Origin of the sequence: Pseudomonas sp. ES1 (assembly GCF_050586605.1) — a bacterium.
Lineage (GTDB): Bacteria > Pseudomonadota > Gammaproteobacteria > Pseudomonadales > Pseudomonadaceae > Aquipseudomonas > Aquipseudomonas sichuanensis.
The window spans coordinates 47,147-60,508 of record NZ_JBOBDM010000008.1 but is presented as its reverse complement, the minus strand read 5'-3'; the positions used below and the strand labels follow the sequence as shown (position 1 = coordinate 60,508).

The 13,362-nt window shown below is 62.7% G+C and carries 10 protein-coding genes and 1 tRNA gene; 4 read left to right on the top strand and 7 right to left on the bottom strand.

Going from position 1 to position 13,362, the window contains the following annotated elements; genetic code table 11:
* Window positions 1–37: 37 nt before the first annotated feature.
* Both ACQ4N9_RS05360 and ACQ4N9_RS05355 read right to left on the bottom strand, forming a co-directional pair.
* Window positions 38–352, bottom strand: a complete 315-nt coding sequence (locus tag ACQ4N9_RS05360; protein ID WP_390966161.1) for a helix-turn-helix domain-containing protein — start codon at window positions 350–352, stop codon at window positions 38–40.
* Window positions 330–692, bottom strand: coding sequence for a toxin (locus tag ACQ4N9_RS05355; RefSeq protein WP_390966159.1), 363 nt, complete (start codon window positions 690–692; stop codon window positions 330–332). The genes ACQ4N9_RS05360 and ACQ4N9_RS05355 overlap by 23 nt, the downstream gene beginning before the upstream one ends.
* Before the next feature lie 490 nt (window positions 693–1,182).
* Here ACQ4N9_RS05355 and ACQ4N9_RS05350 point away from each other — a divergent pair, with 490 nt between their 5' ends.
* Entirely contained in the window at window positions 1,183–1,473 is a 291-nt protein-coding gene (locus tag ACQ4N9_RS05350) for a DUF3077 domain-containing protein (RefSeq protein WP_258705574.1), read from the top strand.
* 18 nt (window positions 1,474–1,491) lie between these two features.
* Here the strand turns inward: ACQ4N9_RS05350 and ACQ4N9_RS05345 are convergent, their stop codons facing one another.
* Window positions 1,492–1,953: an Lrp/AsnC family transcriptional regulator gene (locus ACQ4N9_RS05345; RefSeq protein WP_390966157.1), complete on the bottom strand. Its 462-nt coding sequence runs from the start codon at window positions 1,951–1,953 to the stop codon at window positions 1,492–1,494.
* 144 nt (window positions 1,954–2,097) lie between these two features.
* Here ACQ4N9_RS05345 and ACQ4N9_RS05340 point away from each other — a divergent pair, with 144 nt between their 5' ends.
* The 3 genes from ACQ4N9_RS05340 (at window position 2,098) to prfH (ending at window position 5,063) form a co-directional block, all read left to right on the top strand.
* Window positions 2,098–2,790, top strand: coding sequence for a CatB-related O-acetyltransferase (locus tag ACQ4N9_RS05340; RefSeq protein ID WP_390966155.1), 693 nt, complete (start codon window positions 2,098–2,100; stop codon window positions 2,788–2,790).
* 516 nt (window positions 2,791–3,306) lie between these two features.
* Window positions 3,307–4,443 carry an RNA ligase RtcB family protein gene (locus tag ACQ4N9_RS05335; RefSeq protein WP_011531823.1) on the top strand — a complete coding sequence of 379 codons (1,137 nt, stop codon included), beginning with the start codon at window positions 3,307–3,309 and terminating at the stop codon, window positions 4,441–4,443.
* Window positions 4,443–5,063, top strand: coding sequence for a peptide chain release factor H (prfH, locus tag ACQ4N9_RS05330; protein WP_390966153.1), 621 nt, complete (start codon window positions 4,443–4,445; stop codon window positions 5,061–5,063). The genes ACQ4N9_RS05335 and prfH overlap by 1 nt, the downstream gene beginning before the upstream one ends.
* A 182-nt stretch (window positions 5,064–5,245) precedes the next feature.
* On the opposite strand, the gene ACQ4N9_RS05325 is transcribed toward prfH, so the two are convergent.
* The 4 genes from ACQ4N9_RS05325 to dnaG all read right to left on the bottom strand — a co-directional run bounded on the left by ACQ4N9_RS05325 (window position 5,246) and on the right by dnaG (window position 13,108).
* A tRNA-Ile gene (locus tag ACQ4N9_RS05325) sits at window positions 5,246–5,322 on the bottom strand.
* A gap of 16 nt (window positions 5,323–5,338) precedes the next feature.
* Window positions 5,339–9,082, bottom strand: a complete 3,744-nt coding sequence (locus ACQ4N9_RS05320) for a bifunctional diguanylate cyclase/phosphodiesterase (RefSeq protein WP_390966151.1) — start codon at window positions 9,080–9,082, stop codon at window positions 5,339–5,341.
* A 119-nt stretch (window positions 9,083–9,201) separates the two neighbouring features.
* A complete protein-coding gene (gene rpoD / locus ACQ4N9_RS05315) occupies window positions 9,202–11,052 on the bottom strand; it encodes an RNA polymerase sigma factor RpoD (protein WP_390966149.1) in 1,851 nt (616 codons plus the stop codon).
* 67 nt (window positions 11,053–11,119) lie between these two features.
* The gene (gene dnaG / locus ACQ4N9_RS05310; RefSeq protein ID WP_390966147.1) at window positions 11,120–13,108 is read right to left on the bottom strand and encodes a DNA primase; all 1,989 of its coding nucleotides are present in this window, start codon (window positions 13,106–13,108) and stop codon (window positions 11,120–11,122) included.
* Window positions 13,109–13,362: the final 254 nt, after the last annotated feature.

Sequence of the window (13,362 nt, the reverse complement as noted above, 5' to 3'; positions counted from 1 at the left end):
TCGTCGTTATGATGCTACGACATCCCATATCGACGAATCAGTTCAACGAGGCCAGATGTTCGACTGTCTCGGGGTACTTCTGCACCAGGCGAATCAAGGCGATGGCCTGGGCGTTGGGTTGGGAGCGGCCTTGTTCCCAGTTCTCCAATGTGCGTGCGTTGGTGCGCAGGTAGGCGGCGAACACCGCGCGTGACATGTTCAGGCGCTGGCGCAGTTCGATCAGTTCGTTGGGTACCAGAGGTGCCAGCTGTTCGAATTCGACCCTGTGCGAGCGCAGGGTGAGCTTGCCGGCCCGTTCGCCGGCGAGGGCGTCGAAGCCTTCGGTGAGTTCAGTGAAGATGTTGCGTGGCATTGGTTGTCCTCATCAGGTATTCGCGCTCCAGCAGATGCTTGAGCGTTTGGCGTTGCTGGGCTGTCAGGTCGTCCTGGACGTCCTTGCCGTACAGCGTGAACAGCCAGAACTGCTGCCCGGCAGACCACCAGTAGTAGATGATCCGCGTTCCACCGCGTTTGCCCTTGTGCCGTTGAGTGTCCGCGAAGCGCACCTTCCTCAGGCCTCCCGTGCCCTTGATGACATCGCCGGCATGTGGGTGCATCAGGAGCAATCGCTGCAGCAAGCGGAAATCCTCATCGTCCAGAAGTTGAGGGCGATAGCGCTCGAAGGCGGGTAATTCGACAAATAGCGCATCCATGCTTTTGTACGTGTCCTGCGTATAGTTTGTGGTGTGGTCGCCAAAGCGTCAATAGGGCGGACTGCTGTCAGCCTAAATGGGGAGGGGAGAAGAGGGAGGGGGAGAGAATTGCTGGATATGTCGCAGATAAAGGGCTGAAGCCTTGGATACCTCGTCTTCTCGGCATCTGCGGCGATGGGCTATCCAACCATTCCTACAGACCATCTAAAGATAAGGAATTATCCTACTTGTCTTGTCGTTCTGGTCTGGCTGCACGGGTAATTCTTCACGGCTAATTTCTTGCGGTCGCCGCACATTCGGTGACTGGGCGTGAGAACCCAGCAATCTTTACTTGGAGGCATGCTGTCATGGCAGCTGTGCGCGGGCAGGCTTTGCCTGGCCGGATTCAGCCTCCAAGTTGCCGGTTCTCACCCCGTGCATGGCTGCCACCCATTCCCGTGAGAAGGCTGCGTGGCGGTCTTTTCTCTGACCGGTTATGGAGGCTGTACCCATGAAAAAAATCGTCCCCGACCCACCCCTGAAACTGAACCCCACCACCGAGCGTTCGTTCTGCACCTGCCAGTCCAGTCACCCGCCGATCTTCACCGTCCGCCCCGGTGTCGATGCCGCCGACGCGCTTGTGCACACCAGCATGTTGGCGTCCGCTATCCAGGAAATCGCCGACGACTACGCCCTGCATCACGCGCCCGAGGCGAATCGGGCGATGATCTGGTCGATCGTGCATTCGGCTGAAACCATCCGGGCACTGACGGATGGCCTGCTTGACGCGATGGAAGCCTGACGGCCGACCGCGGGGGAGTCAGCCCGGCTGCCCGCGGTCCACCTTGCTGCTGAGGATGATCGACGTGGTGGTCTTCTCGACCCCGTCGAGGCTACCGATCTGGTCGAGCAACTGGTCCAGCTGCTCCGGCGAATCGCTGTACAACCAGGCCACATAGTCGAACTCGCCACTGACCGCACACAGCTGCTGCACCTGGCCCATGGCCGACAGCCGCCGCACCACCTCCTTGCCCGCGCGCGGCTGCACCTTGATCCCCACATAGGCTTGCAGCCCGCCACCGATCAGGCGCTGGCCAAGCCGTACGCCATAGCCGGTGATCACCTTGCTTTTCTCCAGCCGTGCCAGACGCGAATTCACCGTGGTGCGGGCGATGCCGAGCAGGCGGGCGAGGGTGGCGACGCTTTCGCGGGCATTGATCTGCAACAGGGCGATCAGCTGGCGGTCGATTTCGTCGAGGGCGATGGGGCGTGAGTCAGGCATGGCGAATCTCTGCAAGGGACGCGCTAGCCTAGCCAGCCGCCACGGTGCAGGGCAAGCGCTGGCTTTTGTAGCGCAAGCCGCTAATATTGCGGCCTCACGCCACCGGCAAGGATCGGGCGGCCACCATTGCAGGCGGAGTTGCAGATGAGTCTCAGGGACTGGTACTGGAAACGCTGGATTCGTCGCCAGGGGGGCAAAGTCAGCCTGGGGGTGTCGAAGTTCGGCAAGCGCGCCGTACTCGACCTTGAGCAGGAGGTCCGCCTCGGCGATGTGCTACTCGACTGCCGCGAGCTGTCGATCGGCGCCCATACCTACATCCGCAGCGATTGCCTTCTGCAACTGGTCGAGTCGATTGGTCGCTTCTGTTCGATCGGCAGCGGTGCCGTGATCGGCCAGGAAAAGAACACCCATCCGGTCGATTGGCTCAGTACCCACCCGTTCCAGTACACCGGCACGCCCCTTGAATACACCGCGCGCGTGGACATGGCCAGCATTGGCCACGATGTGTGGATCGGGCACAGCGCGATGGTGATGGAAGGGGTCAAGGTCGGTACCGGGGCGATCATCGCCACCCGTGCCGTGGTCACCCGGGACGTGCCGCCCTATGCCGTGGTGGCGGGTGTGCCTGCCAAGGTGGTCCGCTACCGCTATCCGCCAGAGATGATAGAGCGCCTGCTCGCCAGCCGTTGGTGGGAGCGTGACGTGCAGGCGTTGCAGCGCTTGCCGCTCAATGACCCGGCGGCCTGCCTGGCGGCAATCGAGCCACTTCCCCCGGCACGCTATGGGCGGATTCGCATCAGCCGTAAAGGTGGCGAGGTGTTGGCCGGCCCGCAGTGAGCACCCAGGCCACAGAAACGAAAAAGCCGCGCATCAGCGCGGCTTTTGTATTTCTGGTGGGCCTACACGGACTCGAACCGTGGACCAAAGGATTATGAGTTGCCTGGAGACGCTGCAAACCCAGTGAAAACGTGCGTAGCTTAGCGTAGGCATAGTTAGCTGGAAGTAGCGTGGTTACTGGTGTTTAGCGTAATTTGGCGAAATGGGTGGAAGCTGGGCACGATACCGCCAGTGTATTGTTTTTTGTAGCGCGGAGCGGTCAGGCTTTTCGGCCATGACGTTGCTCACCTGGTAAACATGTGATCAAGGTTGTTGCAAGGTGGCAATTACACACCTAAGATGCCCGCCTTCTCTCACCCGACAGCAAAGGAGGTACATCATGCAACAGTTGATCACCCTTTGCAGGTCGCGCCTGGCTTGATCGCATTCGCCGCTACTCGTTAGCGGTACCGCAACGCCCGGCCTCTGGCCTGCCAATCCGAACATCTTTTTGTTTCAACCCATCAGGATTGGACTATGGGCACTTGCATTCGCAATTTGTCCGACGGCGCCGTATTGGTCGCCGCGGACGACACCTGGATCGAAGGAAAAGCGATCCAACAACTCGAAACCACCGCTCGCCTAGGGGGCATGCATCGGGTGGCCGGCATGCCGGACCTGCATCCGGGGCGTGGCTATCCGGTCGGCGCGGCATTCTTTTCCGTGGGGCGTTTGTACCCGGCGCTGGTCGGCAATGACATCGGCTGTGGCATGGCGCTGTGGCGCACGGACATCCCGACCGCCAAGCTGCATCTGGACAAGCTGGAGAAACGCCTTGGCAACCTCGACCTGCCGCTCGACGAGACGTGGCAGGAGGCCGTCGCCAGCTTCGGTTTGCCTGCCACGGGGCACGAGCGTTCTCTAGGCACCATTGGTGGTGGTAACCACTTCGCCGAGCTGCAGCAACTCGATGAAAACTACGACGATGCGGCCCTGGCAGCCTTGGGCATCGAGCGCAAACACCTGCTGTTGCTGGTGCACAGCGGCTCGCGTGGTTTGGGCGAGGCGATCCTGCGTGAGCAGGTCGACCTGTTCGGTCATCACGGACTGGAGGCGGGCAGCGAGGCCAGCACTCATTACCTGGGCCGGCACGACGGCGCCCTGCGTTTTGCCGAAGCCAACCGTCAGTTGATTGCCCGGCGCATGCTCGACCGCTTGCGTGCCGATGGCGATGTACTGCTCGACATCAACCACAACCTGGTGTCGCCAGCGCAGGTCGACGGGCTCGATGGTTGGCTGCATCGCAAAGGCGCCACACCGTCGGATCAGGGGGCGGTGGTGATCCCTGGTTCGCGCGGCGACTACAGCTACCTGGTACAGCCGATCGCCGACGAGCGCAGCCTGTTGTCCCTGGCCCATGGCGCCGGACGCAAATGGATGCGCAGCGAGTGCAAGGACCGCCTCGCCTCGCGCTACAGCGTCGAGCAACTGAGTCGTACGGCACTAGGCAGCCGCGTGATCTGCGCCGACCGGGCGCTGATCTACGAGGAAGCGCCGGAGGCCTACAAGGCTATCGACTCGGTGGTGGGTGCCTTGCGTGAAGCGGGGTTGGTTCGCGTGCTGGCACGACTGAAACCGGTGCTCACCTACAAGACGCGCGGAGGGTGCTGCTGATGATCCTACTGCAACTCTCGGCGGCTCAGGGGCCGGAAGAATGTGCCCTGGCAGTGGCCAAGGCATTGCTCAGGCTGCAGGTCGAAGCGGATGCCCAGGCCGTGGCGGTACGGATACTCGAAGAAGAGCCGGGGCCGCGGCGCGGTACCTTGCGCTCGGTGTTGCTGGCACTGGATGGCGAGCAGGCCGAGCGCCTGGCGGATCACTGGACGGGCTCGCTGCAATGGACGTGCAGCAGTCCGTACCGGCCGGGGCATGCGCGCAAGAACTGGTTCTTTGGGGGCGCACGGTTTGCGCCACCGGCACCGGAATTGGCGAGCGAGATCCACTTCGAGACCTTGCGTTCGTCCGGGCCGGGTGGTCAGCATGTCAACACCACCGACTCGGCAGTGCGCGCCACGCACCTGGCCAGCGGCGTCAGCGTCAAGGTACAGAGCGAGCGTAGCCAGCACGCCAACAAACGCTTGGCGCTGCTGCTCATCGGTCAACGCCTGGCGCAACAGGCAGAGCAGGTCGACAGCGAACTGCGCGCGGAGCGGCGGTTGTTCCATCACCGCATCGAGCGTGGCAATCCACGTCGGGTGTTTCGTGGCGAGCGCTTCGAGCCGGCTGACGAGTAGATTGTGTGCGAATAGTCGTCGAGCAAAAGTCAGGCCGGGCGGCGTAGGCGATGCCGGCCCCACAAAAACGGATGAGGAAAGGACCCGATTCGCACTCGGGTTTACGAGTTGCAAATGAGCACTCCGTATCTGAGGCGATCCCGCCAAAAACGCAAAAGCCGCGCAATGCGCGGCTTCGAAGATGGTGGGCCCACACGGACTCGAACCGTGGACCAAAGGATTATGAGTCCTCTGCTCTAACCGACTGAGCTATAGGCCCTCAGCAGGTGCGCGGATTATAACGAGGGTTTCGATACCGTGCCATCCGAAAGATCCGATAGTGCTATGCGCAGGAAGGTAGCGGCGAACTCTGCGGGCGGCAGGGGCAGGCTGACGATGTAGCCCTGTATCTGTTCACAGCCCTCGGCGGCGAGGAAGCGCTGCTGGGCCTGGTTCTCCACACCCTCGGCAATGATGGTGAGCTGCATGCTGCGCCCGAGCGCAATGATCGCACGGGCGATGGCGGCGTCGTGGGGGTCATCCGGCAGGCCGCGGATGAACGACTGGTCGATCTTGAGGATGTCCAACGGCAGGCGTTTGAGGTAGCTGAGCGAGGAGTAGCCAGTGCCGAAATCGTCGATGGCCAGCTGCACGCCAAGCTGCTTGAGCTGGTAGAGCACGACCAGGGCTTCTTCGGCCTGGCTCATGATGAAGTTCTCGGTGATTTCCAGCTGCAGGTCGCCCGCCTTGAGCTGGTAGGTCCTGAGCAGTTGCTCGATGCGCTTGGCCAGGTTCGGCTGGCGCAGCTGGGCGCCAGCGAGGTTGATCGAGAGCGGGCCGAAGGACTGGTAGTTCTTTTTCCACGCATGCATCTGCCGGCAGGTCTGTTCCAGCACCCAGTCGCCAAGCTGGAGGATGGTGCCGTTCTCTTCGGCGAGGTGGATGAACCGCTCGGGCGGCACCTCGCCGAAGGTGGGATGGGTCCAGCGGATCAGCGCCTCGGCGCCTACCAGGCCTTGGGTCTTGAGGCTGAACTTGGGCTGGTAGCACAGGCTCAGCTCGTTGCGTTCGATGGCGCGGCGCAGTTCGTGCTCGAGGGCAATGCGTTCACTGGCTTGGGCGGTAAGGTCGCGGGTGTAGGCTTCAACCCGGTTGCGGCCCTTGGCTTTGGAGCGGTACATCGCGGCGTCGGCGTTGCGGATCAGGGTGGCAACGTCGGTGCCGTCCTGTGGGTAAAGGCTGATGCCGATGCTGGCGCTGGTGAAGAACTCATGCTCGCCGGCCTGGAAGGGTGCATGGAAGCAAGCCAGCAGCTTGTTGGCGATGGCGCTGGCGTCGTCGGGTTTGTGCAGGCCGGGCAGCAGGATGATGAATTCGTCACCCCCCAGGCGGGCCACGGTATCGACGTCGCGCACCTGCTCCTTCAGGCGTTGGGCGATGCCTTTGAGCAGCAGGTCACCGACCGGGTGGCCGAGGCTGTCGTTGATGTGCTTGAAGCGGTCGAGGTCGAGGAACAGCACCGCACCCTGGCGGTTGGAGACCTGGGCGCAGGTGAGCACGGCCTGCAGGCGGCTCTCGAACAGCGTGCGGTTGGGCAGGCCGGTCAGTGGGTCGTGATGGGCCTGGTAGTCGAGCTTGGCCTGGGCGTGCTTGAGGCTGGAGATGTCGGCGAATACGGCGACGAAGTGGGTGATCTCACGCTCGCTGTTGCGCACGGCGCTGATGGTCAGCCAGCTGGGGTAGAGCTCGCCGTTCTTGCGTTTGTTGTGGATTTCGCCCTGCCAGTGGCCTTCGGCGGTCAACTGGTGCCACATGGCGAGGTAGAAGGCGCTGTCGTGCTGGCCGGAGGCAAGCAGGCGAGGGGTCTGGCCGAGGGCTTCGATCTCGCTGTAGCCGGTGATCTCACTGAAGGCGCGGTTGACCGCACTGATGCGCTGGTCGATGTCGGTGATCAGCACGCCTTCGGCGGTGTTCTCGAACACCGTGGCCGCCAGCTGCAGTTTTTCCTGCATCAGGTGGCGTTCGGTGATGTCGCGGGCGATGGTCAGCATGCAGTCGACGCCGCCGATCGGCAGTGGCCGGGCTGCCAGCTCGCACAGGCGGATCTGCCCGTCGCTGCGGCGGATATGGCAGCTGAAGTCGCGCACAGCGCCCTCGCGCTGGAGCCGTTCGATCAGGCGCTGGCGTTCGTTGAGGTCGACCCAGATGCCGAGGTCCAGGGAGGTCTGGTCGACGTTCGGGCTTATGTCGTAACCGGTCAGGCGACAGAAGCCTTCATTGACCTCCAGCAGCAGGCCATCACTCTGGCGCGACAGCAGCAGGCCGTCGGGGGAGGCATGGAAGGCCTTGGCGAACTTTTCTTCCGAGGTTTGCAGCTGCTGCTGGGTCTCTTTCAGCTGGCTGATGTCGCGTACCGCCACCACCAGGGCCCGGGTGCCATCGAGGTCGAATGCCTCGGCGGAGGTGAGGCCGGTGAACAGCTGGCCGTTGCTGCGGCGGAAGGTCATCTCGAGGTTGCGCACACCGCTGCGCTGCAGGCGTTCGAGCATGATCGGGCCGGTGCCGGCGACGCCCCACAGGTCGAGTTCGGTGGCGGTGCGGCCGAGTACCTGGTTCGGGCTCAAGCCGATCTGTTCTTCGAACGCTTCGTTGACCTCCAGCAGGCAGCCGTCGCTTTGCCGGGCGATGAGCAGAATGTCCGGGCACTGCTGGAATACCGAGGCGAACTTCTGCTCCGACAGGCGCAGGGCGTCCTCGGTGTGTTTGGTTTCGCTGATGTCGATCATCAGGCCGCGCATCAGGGGCTTGTGGCCGTGTTCGATCATGCTGACGATGTTGCGCACCCACAGGGCGTGACCATTGGCGCGGATCACTCGATAGTCGAGGCTGTGATCGCGCCCGGCGGCAGTCTCGCTGTCGCAGTAGGCCTGAGCCCAGAGCGCGTCCTCCGGGTGCAGGATGCTGCGCCAGAAACCGGGCTTGAGCCATTCGCTCAGCGGGTAGCCGAGCAGGTCTTCGGCATGGGGCGAAACATAGCTGTAGGTGAAATCGTTGGCGTCGGCCTCCCAGGCGATTGCCGACAGGCTCTCGACCAGGCCGCGATAGTGATATTCGCTGCTGCGCAGCTCTTGCTCCAGGGCGATGCGTCGGGAAATTTCCGAACTGAGCCGGCGGTTGACGCGAATCACCGCAGCGAGGATGGCCACCAGCAGCAGGACTGCAGGCAGGCCGTACAGCAGCATGTCATGCCAGAAGGTGCGCTGGTCGACGACATTGCCCACCCAGCGTTGCTGGATATGGCTGATTTCGCTGTTGCTCATGTCGGCCATGACCTTGTCGAGGATGGCCACGAGAATCTTCTGCTGCTGTGGCACGGCCATGGCCAGTTGGTAGCGGTAGGGCGTTTCGCCGCTGACGTATAGGCCATCGAGCTTGAGCTGGCGCAGGCTCCAGATGCTTGAGGCAAGGTCGCCGACCACGGCGTCCACGGCGTCGGTGGCCAGTGCCTGCAGCGCCGAGCTGACGTTGGGCATGGCCACCAGGTTGAGGTCCGGGTGGTGCGTGCGCAGCAGTTCGTGGGGGGCGTAGTTCTCTACCACGGCGATCTTCAGGCCGTAGAGGTCCTTGAGGCTGCGCGGCTGCGCGCCACCGGAGTGGGCGAGTATGACGATCGGGAAGTCCAGGTAGGGGCGGGTGAAGGCCAGGTAGCTCTGGCGTTCGGGGGTGGACATGATGCCGGGCAGCAGGTCGATGCGGTTATTGCGCGCCTGCTCGAGCACCTCGGTCCAACTGCTGGGCTCGATCGGTTTGAGCGTGACGCCCAGGCGCTCCTGGATAAGGGCGATGTAATCGGCGGCCAGTCCCTGGTAACGGCCTTCCTGGTCGCGAAATTCGAAGGGCGGCCATGAAGCGTCTACGCCCAGGCGCAGCTGCGGGTGTGCGCTGAGCCAGGCTTGTTCCTCGTCAGTCAGGGTCAGGGCGCCGGCCGTTGTGTTCCAGACCATCAGGAGCAGCAACAGGAGGGCCGGCATCAAGGGCATAACGGCCTCTCGATCAGGGGGTCTGAGTCGAGTGTAGACGGGCATCCTGCCAGCAGGGTGATGCCGGTCATGACCTTTTGTCACATAAGAAAAACCCCGGCCTGGGCCGGGGTTCGTCATCACTCGTCGAGGAAGGAGCGCAGATGCTCGCTTCGCGTCGGGTGGCGCAGCTTGCGCAGCGCCTTGGCTTCGATCTGACGGATCCGCTCGCGGGTCACGTCGAACTGCTTGCCGACTTCTTCGAGGGTGTGGTCGGTGTTCATGTCGATGCCGAAACGCATGCGCAGCACTTTGGCTTCACGTGCGGTCAGGCCCGAGAGCACGTCACGGGTCGCTTCCTTGAGGCTTTCGACCGTGGCCACGTCGATCGGGGACTGCATGGTGGAGTCCTCGATGAAATCGCCCAGGTGCGAGTCTTCGTCGTCACCGATCGGCGTTTCCATGGAGATCGGCTCCTTGGCGATCTTCAATACCTTGCGGATCTTGTCCTCTGGCATCTCCATGCGTTCACCGAGCTCTTCCGGGGTCGGTTCACGACCCATTTCCTGCAGCATCTGCCGGGAAATGCGGTTGAGCTTGTTGATCGTCTCGATCATGTGCACCGGAATACGGATGGTGCGTGCCTGGTCGGCGATCGAACGGGTGATCGCCTGGCGGATCCACCAGGTGGCATAGGTCGAGAACTTGTAGCCGCGACGGTATTCGAACTTGTCCACCGCCTTCATCAGGCCGATGTTGCCTTCCTGGATCAGGTCGAGGAACTGCAGGCCACGGTTGGTGTACTTCTTGGCGATGGAGATCACCAGACGCAGGTTCGCCTCGACCATTTCCTTCTTGGCGCGGCGGGCCTTGGCCTCACCGATGGACATGCGACGGTTGATTTCCTTGATTTCGGCAACGGTCAGGCCGGTCTCGGTCTCAAGGTCGATCAGTTTCTGCTGGCAGGCGACGATCGCGGCGTTTTTCTCACCCAGGGCAGCGGCCCATTTGGTGCTGCGCTTGGCGAGGTCACCGCTCCAGGTCTGGTCGGTCTCGTTGCTCGGGAACAGCCGCAGGAAGTCGGCCCGCGGCATGCGCGCGTCACGCACGCACAGCTGCATGATGGCGCGTTCTTGCTGGCGCAGACGGTCCAGGGCGCTGCGAACGCGCTCTACCAGTGCTTCGAACTGCTTGGGTACCAGCTTGATCGGCATGAACAGATCAGCCAGGGCCTGCATGGCGCCAATGCTTTCGGCGTGGGTGCGGCCATGCTTCTTCAGCACCTTGAGGGTGATGACGAGCTGGTCGGAGACTGCACCGAAACGCTGGGCTGCAACGACAGGGTCCGGACCGCTTTCGGTCTCTTCCTCGTCGTCACTGCTCTCGGCGTTTTCTTCGTCTTCGTCTTCCTCTTCCTTCGCGGCAGCAGCCTTGGCACCTGGGATCGGTACTTCTTCGGTCGGTGCGGCGATGTTGTCATCAGGGTCGATATAACCGCTGAGGACGTCGGACAGACGGCCACCTTCGGAGGTGACGCGGTCGTATTCGCTGAGGATGTGGTCGACAGTGCCGGGGAAGTGAGCGATGGCGCCCATGACTTCACGGATGCCTTCCTCGATGCGCTTGGCGATTTCGATTTCGCCTTCGCGAGTCAGCAGCTCGACGGTACCCATTTCACGCATGTACATGCGCACCGGGTCGGTCGTGCGGCCGATATCGGTCTCAACTGCCGCCAACGCTGCGGCGGCCTCTTCGGCTGCGGCTTCGTCAGTGTCGGCTTCCGCCAACAACAGGGCATCCGCATCCGGAGCACTCTCGAATACGTTGATCCCCATGTCGTTGATCATGCGGATGATGTCTTCCACCTGCTCCGGATCTGAAATATCCTCGGGCAGGTGGTCGTTGACCTCCGCGTAAGTCAGGTAGCCCTGCTCACGACCGCGGGTGATCAACTCTTTGATGCGAGATTGCTGTTGCGCTTTTCCGGACATAACACCCTATCCACTGAAGGTCTTGGCGGGCAAAAAACAAGCCGAGGATTATACCCGAGCATGGACCTCACGCGCCAGATGAGGTCGGGTTTTGTGCGGGAACATTGCGGCGGAGCAAGTCACGAAGCTTGGCAGTTTCGTCCTCGTCCAAGCCTGTTAGACGAGATTTGCTGATCAAATGTTCCAGGCTGCGCTCGCGTTGGCGGGCGGACAAGCTAGTTATAGTGTCGAAAAACTGTTGTTCAAGGTTGTCGGCATCGATCAACCATTCCTTTTCCGCCAGGGCACGCAGCAAGCGGCCTTGTTCGGTGCCATGCCAGCGTGCGATCAGCTGCATAGAGCTTAGCTTAGGATTCTTCTGCGCAGCCTCGATCAGGGCCACCAGCAGTTGGCTGTAGAGTTGCTGCTCGTCGGCGAAATGGCCGGCATCTTCGACCTTGCCGGCCAGCAACGGGTGGTGCAACAGCGTGCGCAGCGCCGATAACGACGGTGGTTCCACCGGCGCCGGCACCCGCGGTGGTGCGTCGCCACGTTGGCCATCGCGCTGCCAGGGCTTGCCGCCTTTCTTGTCCCAGGGCTTACCTTCCCATTGTTTCTTGCCGCCCTTGTTCGGTGTCCAGGGGCGTTGCTCCTGTTGCGCCGGGGCGTAGTCGGGCTGGTGCTGCAGGTCGCCATAGTCCGGGGTATAGCTGGCCATGGCGTCGTAGTCGAAGCCCGGGTCGTAATCCGGCACGCTGCTGGCGGCCGGCGCGCTCTGCGCCAGTTGCTCCAGCTGCTGCGGGTCGAGGCCGGTGATCTCTTTCAGGCGGTTGCGCATCAGTTGGCGCAGGTTTGCCCCTGGGACCTTTTCGATCAGCGGGGCGGCCAGCGTGACCATGTGCGCTTTGCCTTCCAGCGAGCGCGGATCAGCTTCGTTGCTCAACTGCTCGAAGAAATAGTCGGCCAGCGGCTGGGCGTGCTGGTTGATGCGGGCATGGAAGGCGTCGGTGCCTTCCGCGCGGACCAGGCTGTCCGGGTCTTCGCCCTCGGGCAGGAACAGGAAGCGTGCGCGGCGGCCATCCTGCAGGCTCGGCAGGGTCGATTCCAGTGCGCGCCAGGCAGCCTTGCGCCCCGCCTGGTCGCCGTCGAAGCAGAACAGGACGCTGGGCACCACGCGGAACAGCCGCTTGAGATGTTCTTCGCTGGTGGCCGTGCCCAGTGTCGCCACGGCGTTGCGCAGCCCCTGCTGGGCCAGGGCGATGACGTCCATGTAGCCTTCGACGACGATGATTTCGTCGAGGTTGCGGTTGTTCTTGCGTGCCTCGTACAGGCCGTACAGCTCCTGGCCTTTATGGAATACCGGGGTTTCCGGGGAGTTCAGGTACTTGGGCTTGTCGTCGCCCAGTACTCGGCCGCCGAAGGCAATGACCCGGCCACGGCTGTCGCGGATCGGGAACATCACGCGGTCGCGAAAGCGGTCGTAACGCTTGCCGCTCTCGGCGTTCTCGATCAGCAGGCCGGCATCGATCATCACCTTCTGCTGCAGCGCGTCGGCGCCCAGGTGCTTGAGCAGGTTGTCCCAGCCTGGCGGGGCGAAGCCGAGGCTGAAATCGCGGGCGATCTCGCCGGACAGGCCGCGGCCCTTGAGGTAGTCCACCGCCGCCTTGCGGGTCGGGTGGCTGCGCAGGGCCTGGCGATAGAATTCGCTGGCCGCTTCGAGCAGCGGGTACAGGGGGGAGTCGGTTGGCTGGCGCGGTTTCTGCCCCTTGCGGCCCTCTTCGCGTGGCACTTCCATACCGGCTGCACGGGCCAGTTCCTCGACCGCCTGGGGGAAGTCCAGGTTGTCGTGGTCCATGATGAAGCCCAGCGCGTTGCCGCCGGCGCCGCAGCCAAAACAGTAGTAGAACTGCTTGTCGGGGCTGACGGTGAAGGAGGGGGACTTCTCCTTGTGGAACGGGCAGCAGGCGGAAAGATTCTTGCCGGTCTTTTTCAGCTGGACGCGCGAACTCACCACGTCGACGATGTCGGTGCGGTTCAGGAGGTCATCGATGAAACTCTGGGGAATCAGCCCGGCCATGGCAGCCTCGTCATCTGGCAACTGGCAAGTCTAAACGCTTGTGCTCGGGTTTGGCGTGGGGTATTGCGAAGGGGTATGTGCTCGTCACCAGCCTGTTAGGGCTCGTCAGAAAGGACGTGCACGTCTGGCCAATGGCCAGGTCTGACGTGTTGCTGCAGGTTGCCCATGGCTTTTGCCGGGGCACCCCAGGCGCATGGCCAAGGGTTTGAAACGACCGCTGCCATCTGCCCGACACGAGGCCGGGCGGGGCAGAA